The sequence below is a fragment of the Bifidobacterium sp. LH_491 genome (assembly GCF_056356495.1).
Genome location: NZ_JBKEUI010000001.1, coordinates 1063149 through 1080952 on the forward strand (window position 1 = coordinate 1063149; position 17804 = coordinate 1080952).

The following is a 17804-nucleotide window of genomic DNA, read 5'->3' on the forward strand; positions in this document are numbered from 1 at the left end:
ACTATAGCACTATTTTGAACTGTATAGTTCAAAGTTCAATATTATGGAATTGACTTCGTTACGACCTGCCCCCCAAAAAAACGAACGCTCACCCCTCAACGACTTGCGCTTCACATGCAACGCAAAAGGCGGGCAGTCCGAAGACCACCCGCCCGTAAACGCACCATCGACCCGCGGCCTAATCCATCAACCAAGGATACAAAACCAAGCCGCCTCGATCTATGGGCTCAGCCATCTACTCAACTATCGACTCAACTCCAACAGACGCAGGGCGTCCTGCGCCATATGCTCCACGGTCACCCCATGCTCCTGCAGCAATTCCTCGGCCTTGTAGCGGTCGGGGAAACTCTTATCGATGCCGTATGTCGCCACACGCATGCCGACGGGACCGAAGTGAGCGGCAACCTTCTGACCGAAACCGCCTTCGATCATGCCGTCCTCCAGCGTCAGCACCACACGATGCTCGGCAAGCAAGCCGTCCAACATGTCCTCGTCCAAACCACTGATGAACTTCGGCTTGATTACCGTAGCTTCAACACCTTGCTCGTGTAAGGCATCGGCAACCTGTTCTCCCAACGGATAGAAATCGCCAACCGCAAGAATCGCCACGTCACGGCCCCGGCGCGTCATCTCATAACGGTTCAGCACGCCGTAGTCGGTGGTGTCTTCGACGCCGCTCGACACCAAGCCGCGCGCAGGCACGCGAATGGCCACCGGATGCTCACGCTGCGTGGTCGCCCACTGCAACATGGCCTCATACTCCTCGCGACACGTCGGCGCCAAATACACCAGCTGCGGAATATTGCTCAACATCGGCATATCGAACAGGCACAGATGCGTCACATCGCTCATGCCATAGACGCTGGCGCCAAACACCAGCATCACCGCAGGATTGCCGTTAATGCACAAATCCTGCATAATCTGGTCGTAGGCACGCTGCAGGAAGGTGGCGGACACGCCAAACACCGGGCGTCCGCCGTTCCTGGCGATACCCGATGCCAACGCCACGGCATGCTCTTCCGCAATGCCGACATCAATGAACTGCGCACCGGCGCGCTCGCGCTCGCCCGGACCAAAGCCCATCACCGTAGGCGTACCCGCCGTAATCGCCACCAACGAGGGGTCCTGCTGCATCCGTTCGAGCAGCCAACGCGCGGTAAGCGACTCATAGCTTTCGCCGTTGCCGCCAGAGCTTGCCGACTTTCCCGTAGCGCGGTCAAACGGCCCATGCCAATGCCAGGTCTCCTTATCGGCAGTGGCCAAGTCAAAGCCGCGCCCCTTTTCGGTGCGCACATGCAGCAGTACGGGATGATCGGTGTTCTTCACCGAAGACAAGGCCTCGATCAGCGCATCGATGTCATTGCCCTGCTCGACGTAATGGTATTCAAATCCCAACGCGGTGAACACATTGGTGGACGCCTGGCCCTTGGTGCTCCGCAGCTGCGCGAGATTGCCATACAGGCCGCCGTGGTTCGGCGCGATGGACATGTCATTGTCATTGACAATAACGATGAAGTTGGAACCGAGCTGGCCTGCGTAGTCCAGACCTTCGAACGCCTCGCCGCCACTCAACGAGCCGTCGCCCACAATGGCGATGACATTGTACCGCTCACCCGCACGGTCGCGTGCCGTGGCTAGGCCGGACGCCAAGGACACGCCCGTGGACGTATGCCCGATATTGAACCAATCATGCTCGCTCTCTTCAGGATTGGTAAAGCCGGAGTCCTCGTCATAGTAAGCGGGATCCATAAACGCACGTTTGCGGCCGGTGAGAATCTTATGCGTGTAGCTTTGATGCGACACATCGAACACGATGCGATCGTGCGGCGAATCAAACACACGATGCAGCGCGATGCTTAATTCCACCACGCCAAGATTCGGACCCACATGGCCGCCATGTGCGCTGAGCTTGGTCAACAGCACCTCGCGGATCTCCTGCGCCAACTGCGGCAGCTGCGATTGTTCCAGCTGTTTGAGGTCCTGCGGGTCGTCGATACGGTCGAGAAGCATGACAGTCCCTTCCCTTGGATGCATTCAACGATTACGCGGTAAGCTTACGCCCATGGCGTCTCAACCCGCGCTGTTCGCTCACTGCGTAATCATTCGACCAATCAACTAAGTCGGTAGTGCCGCTCCAACCACTGCGCCACGCCATCCTCATCATTGCTCGCGCACACCTCATCAGCCATCGCCAGCACCTGTTCGTTTGCATTGGCGACCGCCACGCCCCAACCAACCTCACGCATCATGGCCATATCGATCAGATCGTCGCCGAACGCCACCATATCAGACAACGCCACACCGCACCGCTCGCCAACCACACGCACCGCGTGCTCCTTGCATGCATCGGGACTCATCAGCATCCACATCACACCCTCCGATACGCCAACGCGAAAATCATCGGGAATCAGCTGCTCAAGACGTGCCACATCGTCAGGTTCGGGCAGTACGATAATCTTATCGGCCACACCATGCGGCACATCCGTAAAATCGGTATATCGCCACGTCTGCGTCTTCCACAACACGCTGACGTCGAAATTCGCATACCGCACGTCATTCATCACAATGCCCACGCGCAACGACGGCAACTCACGCAGCAACATGGCGCACACCTCGCACGCCCGCTGCGACGAGAAACCAAACCGCAGCACCATGTCATCGGTTTTACCGCCAATCAATGCGTCATAGGACGAGTGTCCCGGCGCACAATCCACCAACGCTCCGTTGAGATACACGCAGGCATCCACCGGCATGCGATTGACCAAATCCCACGCCGTGCTCACCGGACGCGCGGTCGCCACCACCAACCGCGCACCAGCCTCATGCGCGCGCCGCAGCGTGCGCACCGTGCGCTCCGATACGTCACGTTCCTCGAACGTCGCCGCACTACGCAGCAACGTGCCATCCAAATCAACCACCACCATGCGGGCATGCCACCGCGGCTTCATCGCGCCCAATGCCGTATCGTCAACCAGCATATCGTCCATCATCATCCCCTCCCACGCTGCGGCGACACCTCGCAGCAGCGACGTTCGACGGCAATGCCATACGCCCTGGGCATCATGGCAACTCTCTCCTGACATGCAGACACCAACACACATGAAAAGACCCCACAGTCCAAACGGACGTGGGGTCAATATCGTACCGTATGTTATACCAGGTTGAACTTAATCATCAACTCCAACGCGATAATCACCGCAACCCAAATCAATGCAATGATTACCGTCCAACGGTTCAGGTTCTTCTCCGCCACACCAGACGTGCCGGCATTCTGCGTCAAACCGCCACCGAACATGTCGGACAGACCGCCGCCCTTACCCTTGTGCATAAGAATCAGCAAGGTCAACAAAATACTAGCCAGGATAACGATGATCTGCAATACAATCTTGACAACAGCCATAGCAGTCACGGGCATAACCTCCAGTTCATAAGACTGTATCTAACAATAGCGCAAGGCACGGAACAATGCCGACATGCTCACCGGCGCGTCATGGCTTTTGCCGTCAATCGACATATTGTCGCCAGCTCGTCAATGTCAAGAGCCGCGCCACCGATCAAGAATCCATCCACATCCGGTTCTCCAATCAGCTGCGTCGCATTCTTCGACGTGACCGAGCCGCCGTAAAGAATGCGCACCGTATCGGATACCGCCGCACCAAACGTCTCACGCAAATCCTGACGAATCGCATGCGCCGCATCCTGCGCGGATTGCGGCGTCGCCACCATGCCGGTGCCAATCGCCCATACCGGCTCATACGCCACAATCAGCTTGGCCGCCTCATCTTCCGACAAATCGCGCGTCACATCATGCACCTGCCCGACGGCGAAATCCAATTCGATGCCCTGACGACGCTCCTCGAAACTCTCCCCCACACACAAAATCGGCTGCATGCCACCAGCCAATACGCCGCGCACCTGATCGACGATGGTGGCGTCATCCTCGGGATGATATTTACGGCGTTCGGAATGACCCACAATCACATACGAGCACCCCAACGCCGACAGCATATCGGCCGAGACATCGCCGGTAAACGCACCCTGCGACGTCACCGAGACCGACTGCGCTCCATAGCGAATATGCAGCCGGTCAGCCTCCACCAGCACCTGCACGCTACGCAGCGACGTGAACGACGGCATCAGCGCCACCTCGCAGCGCCGGTAATCAAACCGCGCGTCACGCAACAGCCATGCGAGTTTCTGCACCGCATACGTGGCTTCAAGATGATCGAAATTCATCTTCCAATTACCCGCTACCAGCGGTACTCGGTTATGCGCCATGCGCCCTGCCTTTCCGTCCCGTCATACACACCCCGTTATTGGCGAAGCGGGGCGGACGCGCACCCGATGGCGCATCCGCCCCGCCCACATAGTTCTACACTTAGGCAAGCACGGTCAAGCCCGGCAGCTCCTTGCCTTCAAGGAACTCCAAGGAAGCGCCGCCGCCCGTGGAGATGTGCGAGAAGCCATCCTCCGGGAAGCCCAGGTTACGCACGGCAGACGCCGAATCGCCGCCGCCCACGATGGTGAAGGCACCAGCCGCAGTAGCGTCAACCAAGCCCTGTGCCACGGCGCGAGTACCGTCGGCGAACTGCGCGACCTCGAACACACCCATCGGACCATTCCACACGACGGTCTTGGAATCGACGATCTTGTCGTGGAACAGCTTCTGCGATTCGGGGCCGATATCCAGACCCATCTTGTCAGAAGGCATGGCATCGGCGGCCACCACTTCCGGTTCGATCGGCGTATCGCCGGCCGGGAAGCCAGCATTCACCACAATATCGGTGGGCAGCACCAGCTCAACGCCATTGGCCTTGGCGGTCTCGATATAGCCCTTGACCTTCTCCAGCTGATCCTCTTCGAGCAGCGAGGTGCCGACCTCATAGCCCTGAGCCTTGAGGAACGTGAACACCATACCGCCGCCGATGACTAGACGATCGGCCTTATCCAGCAGGTTCTCAATCACACCGAGCTTATCGGACACCTTGGAACCGCCCAGCACCACGGTCAACGGACGCTCGGCGTTCACCGTAGCCTTGGACAGCGCGGTGACTTCCTTCTCGACCAGCAAGCCAGCGGCAGACGGCAGATCGGTCGCCACGTCGTAGTTCGAACCCTGAGCGCGATGCACCACACCGAAACCGTCGGACACGAACACATCGCCCAGCGCGGCGATCTTCTTGGCATACGCAGCACGCTCGGCGGCATCCTTGCTGGTTTCCTCCGGGTTGAAACGCACGTTCTGCAACAGCACGACGTCACCATCAGCCATGGCGGCAACCTTGGCCTGCGCATCCTCGCCGTAGGTATCCTCGGCCAGCGGGACCTCAATGCCCAGCAGCTCACCCAAGCGGGCTGCGACAGGAGCCAGCGACAGCTCGGAAACAACCTGTCCCTTCGGACGGCCCAGGTGCGCCATAAGAATCACCTTCGCACCAGCCTCACGCAGCGCCGTGATCGTCGGCAAAGCAGCCTTGATACGACCGTCATCGGTGATGGTGGTGCCGTCGAGCGGAACATTGAAATCGGCGCGAACCAACACGCGCTTACCCTTAAGATCGCCAAGATCCTTGAGAGTCTTCATGGTTTTCCTTTCCCCAGCGCGGGCACGCTTTCGCGCCCACGCACAGTGGTGTGACGTCAATCACGTTACATCGCGATCATACAAGGATCAACGAACAAAACACCCCGCCAACAGTGTCGGCGAACCACATACGAAAAGGGCGGTCAGACCGTATGAAACGACCCTCCCGCCCATAGCTGCGCATACGCAGCGTTTAGTCTTGAGTTCCTTGCGTCTTGGCGACCTTGTCCGCCAACTGCAGCAATCGACGGATACGCCCGGCAATGGCATCCTTGGTGATCGGCGGATCGGCCAAACGTCCCAGCTCTTCCAAGCTGGCGTCGGCATGGTCGACACGCAACTGGCCGGCAGCCTTTAAATTGTCCGGGATATCATCGCCCAAAATCTCGAAAGCCTTACGTACCTTGACGCTGGCTTCGGCCGCCGCCTTGGCACTGCGGCGCATATTGGCATCGTCGAAGTTCGCCAAACGGTTTGCCTTGCCACGGGCCTCCCCGTCCGAGCGCTTGCCGGTCCATTCGCGGGCACTGCGCGGAGCGCCCATCAGGTTAAGCATGCGCTCAATGGCATCGGGGTCTTTCAAAGTAACGCGCTCGGAGCTACGCAACTGACGCGGCTTAGCGCTGATGCCCAGGCGTCGGGCGGCGCCGGCCAATGCCAGAGCGGCCTCATTGGTCGGGCAGACGATTTCCAAATAACTGGCCTTGCCAGGATCGGACAAGCCGCCGTGAGCCAGGAAGGCTCCACGCCATGCGGCCTTGACCTGCGCTATATTACCGCCGATGATGTCGGCAGGAAGCCCCAACACCAAGTGCTTGCGACGATCCAGCAGACCAGTTTGCAGAGCCAGCGCGGCACCGCCACGTTCAACGTGCACGAGATAGCGTTGCACCATGCCGTTGGGTGTCTGACGCGCCACCTGGCTGAGATTCGCATCGTGACCATAGAGGTTCTTGATGGTGTCCTTCAACCACTGCGCCACTTCCAACGAATCAAATTGCGCCTGCACAATGATTTGTCGCTGTACCAGCCGCAATCCGCCGCCAAAACGAATCATGGCAGTGGCCTGCGCCTTCTGTGCGGCGGGAAGCTCATTTTCGATTGCGGCGAGTTCGCTTTTGACATCATCCAGAAGAGCCAAGAGCCAACCTCCTAATGCTGGTGTTTGTCGTCAAAACTGTGATATGCGCCAACTACGCACGGCATCGGCATCGGCTTACTGTGATACCGAACGAGTTGGACATTGCACCGTTATTTTCTTATATAACAGACATGGTTGTATCACGATACGGACGATGGAGACACGGCAGCCGCGTGCACATCATGTCGGCGCGGCAATTCACGCGCTGACACCGTCACCGACAAGCCTCGGTCACGTAAACGTTGCGCCAATGCCTCGCTCATGGCCACCGAACGATGCTGACCGCCCGTACACCCCACGGCAATGGTGACAAAATGCTTGTCCTCCTTAGCGTATCCCTCGACGGCCACAGCAATGGCACGCTCATACGCATCCAAGAACTCCCTCGCCCCATCGCTGGACAGCACATAATCGCTCACCGGCTTGTCAAGCCCGGTTTGTTCGCGCAACTGCGGCACCCAGAACGGATTAGGCAGAAAACGCACATCGGCCACGAAATCCGCATCAATAGGCATGCCATATTTGAAGCCGAAACTGAAAATATGCACCGACACCGTGGAAGAGCCAGCCCCCAACAATCCCTCGTACAACTTGGTACTCAACTGATGGATGCTCAGCATCGAAGTATCGATGACAATATCCGCACGCTCCTTAAGATGCCCCAAAAGCGCACGCTCGGCTGCAATACCATCGATCAGACGGCCGCCGGTTTGCAACGGATGCGGACGACGCACCGACTCGTAACGTTTGACCAGCACATGGTCACTGGCATCCAAGAACAGAATGCGCGTTTTGACGCCCAAATCATCCAAATGACTCAACACCGCCGACAAATCATCGAAATACGAGCGGGAACGAACATCAATCACCGCCGCCAAACGATGAATCTTGGACGACGACGTGGTCATCATATCCACCAACGGCACCAACAGCTTCGGCGGCAGATTGTCAACCACATACCAACCCATATCCTCAACGCTGTCGGCCGCGCGGGAACGTCCCGCACCGCTCATGCCCGTGATGAGCAACACCTCGACGTCTGAACCGGGAGCTGCGGCGTGGACCGGGACGTGATGCGACTCGGACGACTGCGATGCCATTGCATCATACTGCTGCTGCATTACCATGCCTCCTCCACAGCATTGTTCATGGCCATGCGCCATGCGCGGTTATTATCATCGGACAACCCCAAAGATGGGATGTCCACCATCAATTCCACCTGGGCAATGGCCTGGTGGAGCAACATACGCTCGCCACCGATGCCGACGCCGCCCCGCGCGCGCCATGCCGCAAGCAGCTTCGAGGGATGCGGGTCGTACACCACATCCAGCAACGGCACACCGGCGCGGGCCGGGACCATCAGTTCGGCAATGTCATCAGCGGCATGCGCGGGAACCGTGCTTATCACCAAGCTCGCCTCACGGGTAGCCGCAGCCACGGCATCCCAGCCGATGCGTGTCACCCGCAACTCAGGAAATACCGATTCCCACTGCGCGTGGGCCTGCGGACGGCGCGCCGCCAACACCACGTCACGCATCCCCATTGACACACATGCGGCCATGGCGGACGCAGCCGTATTGCCGTTGCCGATAATCAATGCGCGAGCGCCGTCTTCGACGCGCACCGCCCCTGTTTCTGCGAAAGCCTGCGCTATGCCGTATACGTCGGTGTTATAAAGCCGTAGCGTCGAGTTGGCGGACTGATCGGAATGGATGACGTCGCGCCCAACGTCGCCGCGGTCGTCGTCACAAAAGCAATCCCATACCGCGGTATTGGCCACACGCAAGCGCTCGGACCATATGTCGCAAGGCATGCCATATGGCATCACCGCCATTTTCAACGGCATGGTCAGGCTTATTCCACGCCACGTGACATCACGTGACCTCAGCCATGCAGGCAGAACATTTTCGGTGACGTCATAGCGTCCGTAATCCCAATCGTCCAACCCCAGCGAACGATATGCCGCCTGATGCAGCATCGGCGACAAGGAATGCGCGATCGGCGAGCCTAACACCGCGCACCGATGCCGTACTCGACCCATGGTCACCTCCTTTGCCGTTTGTTCCATGCTAACCGCCACACGCAACAAGCCAACCCATGCATATCATCATGCGGCAGCGTGGGATGGTTGATTGCCATCCACCGACACGTCACCCGCAGCGATATCGTCTACAGAAACATTGTCCGCAGCCTTGTCATGCTCCTCGCCGTCACGCTCATGCAAAGCCTGATACATGGTTTCGGCTTTGGCTTGCCCGATGCCCTCGACTTGCCGCAGCTCCTCGACGCTGGCTTCACGCATGGCCTTCACCGAGCCGAAGTGCTTCAACAGCCGCTTTTGATACGTGGGCCCGATGCCAGGAATGTTGTCCAATGCCGAACGCAAAGCCCCCTTGCGACGCGTCTGACGATGATAGGTAATGGCGAATCGGTGGGATTCGTCGCGCACGCGCTGCAACAAATACAGGCCTTCTGATCGCCGCTTCATAATGATGGGATAATCGTCGTCCGGCAGCCAGACTTCTTCCAAACGTTTCGCCAATCCGCATACGGCAACGTCATCCACGCCGCAATCCCGCAAGGCTTTGGCGGCGATCATGGCCTGCGGCTTGCCACCATCGACCACCACCAAATTCGGCGTGTAGGCGAAATGACGGCGTTCGGCACGTCCTTGTTCCATGCTTTCGCCACTGTCTCCGGCGATGTTGCCATGGCGGAAACGACGGGTCAACGTTTCATACAAGGCAGTAAGATCATCCACCGCCCCCGTGCCGTCGGTACCGCGAATGGCAAAACGGCGATATTGCGACGGCTTGGCAACCGCATCCTCAAACACCACCATCGACGCGACCTGATAAGCGCCGGCCACGGTGTTGGAAATGTCGTAGCATTCGATGCGCAAGGGGGCTTGCGGCAACCCCAAGGCATCGGCCACATCGTTCATGGCTTGCGTCCGTGCACCCATATCGCTGATGCGACTCATTTTGCTGCGCTGCAAAGCTTGCTGCGCGTTCGCGTTTGCCCGTTCCATCAGCGTGCGCTTATCTCCTCTACTGGGCACACGAATGCTGACGGCTCCTCCTCGGCGCTCGCTCAACCAGGCTTCCATCTCTTCGCGGCGGCTTGGCGCCACAGACACGATGATTTCCCGTGGGATGGGCGCAATGGGTGCGAGCAGATCCGCCCTTCCGGTTTGGCTTTGCCGTGTGCGACGCATGCGCGTGGCTTGGGCACGTGCCTGCGCGTCCACGGCGGTGACGTTTTGGGTGGTACCGAAGGCGTCACGCTCTTCGCTAATCGCCACGGCCGCGTTGTGTTCGTCTCCACCATCCGCCTCCATGTACACCTGGGTGAGCAGGTCGGCGATTAGGTCGGCGTCATCCACGTCTTCGACACGCTCAACGCTCCAGTTACGTTCGCCGCGAATCGTGCCCGAACGCACGAAGAAGGCGTGTACCGAAGCTTCCAGATCATCGCAAGCCATGCCGAAAATATCGGCGTCCACTTCGTCGTCCAACGCCACAGCATTCTGTTCCACAACGCTGCGAAGCATGGCGATATCGTCGCGCAATCGCGCCGCACGTTCGAAATCCAGCTCGTCACTGGCCTGTTTCATCTCTTTGGCGAGCTGCGCAATATACGACTTGCCGATACGCCCGGTAAGAATCCCCACCATACGTTCGCACTGGCGGCGATGGTCCTCGACGCTGATGCGCCCCACGCAGGGGGCGGAGCATTTGCCGATGGATGCCAGCAGGCAGGGTCTCCCGGTGACCTGCGCCTTGCGGAACGCGGCGGTCGAACAGGTGCGCACAGGGAAGGTACGCAGCAGTCGGTCGAAGCTATGCCGCAGATCCCATACCTTCGCATACGGGCCAAAATAGCGCGTATCACGCCGTTTGCGACTGCGTGTAATCCACACGCGGGGGTATTCCTCCCCTGCCGACACCGCTAGGTATGGATAGGTTTTGTCGTCACGGAACACCACGTTGAAGCGTGGATCGAATTCCTTGATCCACGTGTATTCCAATGTGAGGGCTTCCAATTCGGTGCCCACGACCGTCCATTCGAGGCCGCGGGCGGTAAGCACCATGGTTTGCGTGCGTGGATGCAATTGATGCAATGGCTGGAAGTAGTTGCCCAAACGATTGCGCAGGTTTTTCGCCTTGCCGACATAGATCACGCGATCCTGGGCATCACGCCACTTGTACACGCCCGGCAGAGCGGGAATATCACAGGGACGCGGGCGAAACGCGTCACGCGAATCGCCCAACGGCGTCAGCCCCAAGCGAATGACGCGCCGCTCCGCCTGGTCGAGTTCGACGTTAGCCCCATCATGCTCGTCCATCGCCTTCACCGCTCCCCTCTCCATCGTTTCACTGCGCTGCCGTACCAACAAGCCGCCACAAGCGAGTATTGGTACCGCACCGCCGACGCTATACCGTCTATCGCCTCGCCTTGTGTTCCAGTATGGGTGCGAGGAACCGGCCCGTCCACGACGCCTCGCACTCGGCCACACGCTCCGGCGTGCCTTCGGCCACGATGGTACCGCCGCCATCGCCGCCTTCCGGCCCCAAATCAATAATCCAATCGGCGCATTTGACCACATCCAGGTTATGCTCGATCACTATGACCGTGTTGCCCTTGTCTACCAAACCTTGCAGCACCACCAGTAGTTTGCGCACATCCTCGAAATGCAAACCTGTGGTCGGCTCGTCGAGAATGTACACGGTTTTGCCGGTTGAGCGCCGCTGCAGTTCGGTGGCGAGTTTCACTCGCTGCGATTCGCCGCCAGATAGCGTGGGAGCGGGTTGCCCCAGTCGAATGTAGCCCAAACCAACCTGCACCAACGTGTCTAGGTATCTGGCGATGGACGGGTATGCCTTGAAGAATTGCGCCGCCTCTTCGATGGGCATGTCCAGCACGTCCGATACGGATTTGCCGTTGTACAACACCTCCAAGGTTTCGCGGTTGTACCGCTTGCCGTGGCATTCCTCGCATTCGACGTAGACGTCCGGCAGGAAGTTCATTTCGATTTTCAGCGTTCCGTCGCCGTGGCAGGCTTCGCATCGGCCGCCTTTGACGTTGAAGGAGAAGCGCCCCGGTCCGTATCCTCGCACCTGCGCTTCGGGAGTTTTGGCGAAAAGCTGGCGTATTTTGTCCCACACGCCGGTATAGGTGGCGGGATTGGAACGTGGGGTGCGTCCAATAGGGTTTTGGTCCACATGGATGACCTTGTCACACTGCTCCACACCTTCCACGCGCACATGCTTGCCGGGCACCAAGCGTGCTCCATTGAGCTTATCCGCCAGTACCGGGTAGAGGATTCCATTAATCAGCGTGGACTTTCCAGACCCCGACACTCCCGTAACACACGTCATAACCCCCAAAGGAATGCTGACGTTGAGATTCTTGAGATTGTGCTCGCGGGCACCAACCACACGCAACCGTTCCGACGCCTTCACGCGTCGCCGGCGACCCGGCACCTCGATGCGACGGCGCCCCGCTATATAATCGCCGGTCACCGATTTAGTGGCATCCACCACATGCGCCGATGGACCACAGAACGTGATTTCCCCGCCATGTTCGCCAGCCCCCGGCCCAATATCCACCAGCCAATCCGACTGGCGTATGGTATCTTCATCATGTTCGACCACAATCAGCGTATTACCAAGGTCTCGTAAATGGTGCAGCGTTTCGATCAGTCGATCATTATCCCGCTGATGCAAACCGATGGACGGTTCGTCCAATACGTACATCACACCGACCAGTCCGGAGCCTATTTGCGTGGCCAAGCGAATGCGCTGCGCCTCACCGCCAGATAGTGTTTTGGCGGCACGGGACAACGTCAGATAGTTCAGTCCAACGTCATTGAGGAAACCCAATCTGGCCCGAATTTCTTTGACCACCTCGCCCGCGATATGCGCGGATGCACCTTGCAAGGTGAGTCCATTCACCCAGGCCAACGCACGTTCGGCGGACATATCACACACGTCGGCAATCGACGCCTCACCCACCGTCACCGCCAGCACTTCGGGGCGCAAACGCCTGCCGTCGCACACTTGGCAAGGCACTTCACGCATGTAGCCCTCATAATATTGGCGCATCTGGTCTGATTCGGTTTCCTTGTACCGTCGGGTGAGCGCGCGCACCACACCCTCGAAGCCGGTCGAATACTCACGCAACCGCCCCCAGCGATTGCGATAGGATACCTGCACTTCGTAATCATGCCCGTACATGATGGCATGCCGCACCGATTCGGGCAGACTTCGCCACGGCGTATCGAGATCAAAATCTAGGTCTTCGCCCAACGCTTCCAATAAATGCCGGTAGTATTCACCAGTGCTTTTGGCGAGATTCCAGGGCTCGATAGCCCCTTCGTTCAATGTTTTGTCAGGGTCGGGAACCACCAGTTCCGGGTCAATTTCCAAGCTGTAGCCGATGCCGGTACAAGCCGGGCACGCGCCATAGGGCGCATTGAATGAGAACGTGCGCGGCTCGACTTCATCAAGCTCCAACTGGTGACCGTTCGGGCATGCACGCTTTTCCGAGAACGGCATGCGCCGTGCGGGATCGTTCTGCGGCTTGTCGACGAAATCAATCACCACCAAACCTTCGGACAGTCGCAACGCGGTCTCGATGGAGTCCGTCAACCGCTGGCGCACGCCGTCTTTCATTACCAAACGATCAACCACCACTTCGATGGTGTGTTTCTTCTGCTTGGTCAACGCGATGTCGTCAGAGAGCTGGTGCATCTGCCCATCAATCAGCGCACGCGCATAGCCATCGCCACGCAGCAGCTCCAACAAGTCCTCAAACGTGCCTTTGCGTCCACGCACCACCGGTGCGAGCACTTGGAAACGTGTGCGTTCCGGTTGCGCAAGCAACGCATCAACCATCATCTGCGGGGTCTGCGCACTCACCAACGCCCCGCACTCAGGGCAATGTGGCACACCGACGCGGGCAAAGAGCAATCGTAAATAATCATAGATTTCCGTAATGGTACCCACCGTAGACCGAGGGTTGCGATTGGTAGTTTTTTGGTCAATCGACACCGCAGGGCTCAACCCCTCGATGAAGTCAACATCCGGCTTGTCCATCTGCCCCAAGAACTGCCGGGCATACGCCGACAGAGACTCCACATACCGACGCTGCCCCTCGGCAAACAACGTATCAAATGCCAGCGAGGACTTTCCCGAGCCAGACAATCCGGTGAACACCACCATACGATTGCGCGGAATCTGCAAGTTGACGTTGCGCAGATTATGCTCCCTCGCCCCCTGCACTACGATTTTCAGATCATTGGGAATAGCGCTGATGTCAGCATGCACCACACCATCATTCTCCAGCAGGGGAGCTTTGTCCAGCTCGTGGGACAGGAACGTATCGCTGTCCATAATGCGATGTTCGCAGGTGCCCGACGATGTGAGTTGTGTTGCGTTCACTGCATTCCTCCACGGTGTAGCTCAATATTGCGATGCCGAAACAGTCGTCCCTATCCACCATAGCGCATTTTCCACCAAAATTCGAACAGTTGTTCGATACGGTGTGTTGCCACACATCGCAATGCGACATTTCCACACAACACGCCCAAACATCAGCAAATTCGAAAAAACACCGAAGCAATTAGGGGGGGGGGGGCAGAAAAAATACCAACACACATCGTTGGAATGACACCGTTTAGCTCAATGGAAACTTAGTATGCAATACAGCATGCGCCCAACACAAATACAACACATTTCGACGTCTGCATATGTGACAAAACTCACAATACTGCTATAGTGTCACTTGTCAATCGATTGTTGACGTAGTGATAATCACACACCAACAACGCAGCGATAATGATCGTCGAGAAGAGAGTGGATCACGTTCATTGCCGCGCGGCGCAGACCGACAACCGGCCTCGTCGATGGGATCGCCTGTGGCGGACGATACCCGCGTTCCATACGAAGATCGCGCAGACACGCGCTCTTCCCCGTCGCCCCGCAGCGACACCAAGCATAACGCGAACCGAACCGCCCGAAGACAGGTGACCGACGATGGACAACCCCAGGCATATGACCGCAATGGCCGTCAGCGCCCTCGTAGTCATGAGCGTTGCCGGCGCGTACGGCCCCGATGCCGTACAGCAAATGGACGAAGCACTTCATATCGACTCCGCCACCCAGTCCATGACACTGATGAGACCCTCGTCGGCAAGCCTGGCAGCCGGCATTTTCGCCGGAGTATTCCAGGCAGCTTCATGGACACACGACATCGACATCATACAGGCCCGGCATTCCCTCCTCTCGCAAACCGACGAGACGGTATACCAGATTGGGCACGACGGATATTTCCAGTTATCGTCACTCGCCCGTCGAAGCGACACTCCGGGCTCCATACCTTTTGGCCTCATGCAGCAGGAGGACGGCACATACGCGCTGTCCACAGCCATACCCACTTCCGCAACCTATTACGCATCCGATAACGACCAGACAACGGACGCCACATACGTATACGCGCGAGATTATTGGTATAGCAACCATGACAACGACATCGACACCGGTACCGACGCTTCATCCACGTCGATGACAACGAACCGTAATACTTTGCCCAGGCGTACCTCAACGGCAACCAACGCCACACTACGTCATCAAACACTCACCGCAATTGCCCACGCCGACGCACAGCACTCGAACGTTTCCAACCATATGCCGGGCGGGCCGCTCGTGTACTTGCTGTACTGCGCCGCAATAGCGGCCTTTATATGCGGCATGAGCATACGCACCCATGCCTACGGGCCTATACAGATCGCCCAAGCCCATCGCCTGCGAGCGCGCGACCGCGGTCAATGACCGTGCGGATGATCCTGGTTCTGTCACGTTCGATGTGACCGTTTCGACAGAACGCTGGCGCGGGGACGCCAGAGGACACACCGCACAACCGTATAACGCAGACGGGAATTCTTCTTCCCGCATGGCACGACAAACCACACCTCCACGGCAAAGCATCACCGCATGCCTGCTCGCCTGCCCCTACGTCCGCCCATTCGGGCATAGGTGAAACGGGCATTATCACAAACGAGCATCGGCAAAATGAATCCAATTCGCCGGAGCACTCGTGGTTTGCACACGCAGTCTTCCCTCACCGGTCATCCACTCTTCGCCAGTGAGGGATGTCAACGCTACCGGACACGACACGGCACGACCAGTGACTACGGGCACGCCACTGCCCCACCAATCGTTACCGCGACCGATCCGGCAGCGTTGACCCTACCTTGCCACCGACATAGGTGGCACATCGTGAGCTGGACGACACAGGCTTAGCCTCGCCCAGCTCACGCCCCTCCTCATTATTCAGCGAAAAACAAAACCGAGACAACTTCACATCATCATCCACAAGGAAGTGATTGCAATGAAACCGATATTGAAGAAACTAGCGGCGGTCCTGGCGTCCGTAGCCATGCTGTTCGGCCTGGGCGCCGTCGGCGCGACCACCGCCCAAGCCGCCGAGGAACTGGTCCCCGACTCGGAGGTATACATCCGTTCGTCCGACCCGGCGGCGGAGAACGTGGAGCTTCAAACCTTCCGCATCTATTGGTACAGCACTTCGAGCGGATATTCTCTGGCATCTGGCTGGGGTGAGTTCTTCGCCTCGTACGAGCCGGTCAATTCAAGCGATTCCACAACGATCATGCAGTACCTCAACACCCTGCAGGACGAGAGCAAAGAACTGCGCGATATGGCCAAGGCCGCCGCAACCTTCGCACGGCAGCATAGCTGGGCTTCCAACGAAACGGCCCGGATGACCAAGACCACAAGCGCAAGCGGAACCAGCGAGTACATAGCGCATTTGACGATCCCGCAGAGCTGGACCATCATCATACCCGTCGACGAGACGAAGGACACGGTAGTGCGTCCGATGATCGTGAACCCACACGACGGCGAAGACGTGGATGCGGGACTCAAGACCGTCGAACCAACCGTCATCAAAACCATTAATGGTCGCACGCATGTCACTATGAATTACGGAGAAACAGGACGCATGCGCATCGAAAGCTTCGTCCCTGATACCTCTTCCTACAAGGATAGTTACACGTTCAAGGTCAACGACACGCTTGATGAAGCGCATTGGCTGGCTGACGAGGATACCGTAACGGTTACCGTTGGCGGCCAGATGCTTCAGCAAGGTATCGAGTACGGCTTCTATCCGCCCAATAGCCAGTTTAATTCAAGCGATGCGTATCTGTATGATCTTTTCAACATCAAGACCTATACGCCAGACGATCCCATCATCATTGAATATGACTGCGAGTTTTTGGGTGCAAATCAAATGCTGACTCTCCCCATGACGGAAATAGACACCTTCGCCCAAGTAACGTATAGCAGCGACCCTTCCGACCCCGACGCCACGAAACAATCTGCACAGAGCACAGCATTTGCGCATAGTGCCACATTCGAGGTGGATAAGTTCACTTGCCCAGAAAACGGTGATTGCGTCTTTGATCCGCTTACCTCTACGCCACTGACGGGAGCAACATTCCGCTTGTACGATGACGAGAACGGCCGGCCGGCAGAGCAGCCGATTACCTTCATGTATAGCACTTCCAACACCTATGTCTTTGCTTACTACCGTCAGTCCAGCATGGAGGGTGCATTCATTAGGGATATCACCGACTTAACAGTCCTCAATAATAACGATGCATTTGCGATTCAAGGTTTGCGCGAGGGCACATACTGGCTGGAAGAGACAGTGGCCCCGGACGGCTACGCAAAGCTTACCGAGCCCATTAAGGTCACTATTACCGCGGAGCGCGAAGCGGATACCGGCGTGATTACCGGGGGCTCGGTTACGTACGGCGACCAAAACACTCCTGCAGCAGAATTTGGATTTTTAGGATCGACTGTTGGATATCCAACCATTCCGGTGGGCAACGTCAAGGAAGGCGATCTTCCTGGTACCGGTGGCGTGGGCACGGTGATGTTCACGTTGATCGGCTCCGCGCTGGTCGCATTGGGTGCATGGCACAGCCTGCGCCACCGCGACGACACGAACGCCCGCCAGACCCCGGCAACCCCAGCGATGGCATAGAAAATGACA

At 57.9% G+C, this 17804-nt stretch carries 13 protein-coding genes; 2 read left to right on the plus strand and 11 right to left on the minus strand.

All coding sequences use genetic code 11. The features are described from left to right. Positions 1–243 precede the first annotated feature (243 nt). From AC1AWK_RS04090 to uvrA, 10 genes are all read right to left on the minus strand, one after another. Entirely contained in the window at positions 244–2010 is a 1767-nt protein-coding gene (locus AC1AWK_RS04090; RefSeq protein ID WP_476568329.1) for a 1-deoxy-D-xylulose-5-phosphate synthase, read from the minus strand. A gap of 101 nt (positions 2011–2111) precedes the next feature. After that, positions 2112–2978 (minus strand): HAD hydrolase family protein, encoded by an 867-nt coding sequence (locus AC1AWK_RS04095; RefSeq protein WP_476569600.1) that lies wholly within the window; start codon positions 2976–2978, stop codon positions 2112–2114. 173 nt (positions 2979–3151) lie between these two features. Then, positions 3152–3400, minus strand: coding sequence for a preprotein translocase subunit SecG (secG, locus tag AC1AWK_RS04100; protein WP_476569602.1), 249 nt, complete (start codon positions 3398–3400; stop codon positions 3152–3154). Between the two features lie 77 nt (positions 3401–3477). Further along, positions 3478–4278, minus strand: a complete 801-nt coding sequence (gene tpiA, locus AC1AWK_RS04105) for a triose-phosphate isomerase (protein WP_476568330.1) — start codon at positions 4276–4278, stop codon at positions 3478–3480. A gap of 100 nt (positions 4279–4378) precedes the next feature. Then, positions 4379–5584 carry a phosphoglycerate kinase gene (locus AC1AWK_RS04110; RefSeq protein ID WP_476568332.1) on the minus strand — a complete coding sequence of 402 codons (1206 nt, stop codon included), beginning with the start codon at positions 5582–5584 and terminating at the stop codon, positions 4379–4381. A 193-nt stretch (positions 5585–5777) separates the two neighbouring features. After that, complete coding sequence (gene whiA / locus AC1AWK_RS04115; RefSeq protein ID WP_476568334.1) at positions 5778–6725, minus strand: DNA-binding protein WhiA; 948 nt, start codon at positions 6723–6725, stop codon at positions 5778–5780. A gap of 140 nt (positions 6726–6865) precedes the next feature. Beyond that, on the minus strand, positions 6866–7825 hold the full coding sequence (gene rapZ, locus AC1AWK_RS04120) for an RNase adapter RapZ (protein WP_476569604.1): 960 nt from the start codon (positions 7823–7825) through the stop codon (positions 6866–6868). Between the two features lie 20 nt (positions 7826–7845). Further along, complete coding sequence (locus AC1AWK_RS04125; RefSeq protein WP_476568336.1) at positions 7846–8793, minus strand: shikimate dehydrogenase family protein; 948 nt, start codon at positions 8791–8793, stop codon at positions 7846–7848. Between the two features lie 39 nt (positions 8794–8832). After that, positions 8833–11097, minus strand: a complete 2265-nt coding sequence (gene uvrC, locus AC1AWK_RS04130) for an excinuclease ABC subunit UvrC (protein ID WP_476568338.1) — start codon at positions 11095–11097, stop codon at positions 8833–8835. Positions 11098–11170: 73 nt separating this feature from the next. After that, positions 11171–14122: an excinuclease ABC subunit UvrA gene (gene uvrA, locus AC1AWK_RS04135; RefSeq protein WP_476569607.1), complete on the minus strand. Its 2952-nt coding sequence runs from the start codon at positions 14120–14122 to the stop codon at positions 11171–11173. Positions 14123–14782: 660 nt separating this feature from the next. Between uvrA and AC1AWK_RS04140 the strand changes: the two genes are divergently transcribed. After that, on the plus strand, positions 14783–15559 hold the full coding sequence (locus AC1AWK_RS04140; RefSeq protein ID WP_476568340.1) for a hypothetical protein: 777 nt from the start codon (positions 14783–14785) through the stop codon (positions 15557–15559). Positions 15560–15778: 219 nt separating this feature from the next. On the opposite strand, the gene AC1AWK_RS04145 is transcribed toward AC1AWK_RS04140, so the two are convergent. Beyond that, a complete protein-coding gene (locus AC1AWK_RS04145) occupies positions 15779–15928 on the minus strand; it encodes a hypothetical protein (RefSeq protein ID WP_476568342.1) in 150 nt (49 codons plus the stop codon). A 190-nt stretch (positions 15929–16118) separates the two neighbouring features. On the opposite strand from AC1AWK_RS04145, the gene AC1AWK_RS04150 reads away from it, so the two are divergent. Further along, positions 16119–17795, plus strand: a complete 1677-nt coding sequence (locus tag AC1AWK_RS04150; RefSeq protein ID WP_476568343.1) for a SpaA isopeptide-forming pilin-related protein — start codon at positions 16119–16121, stop codon at positions 17793–17795. Positions 17796–17804: the final 9 nt, after the last annotated feature.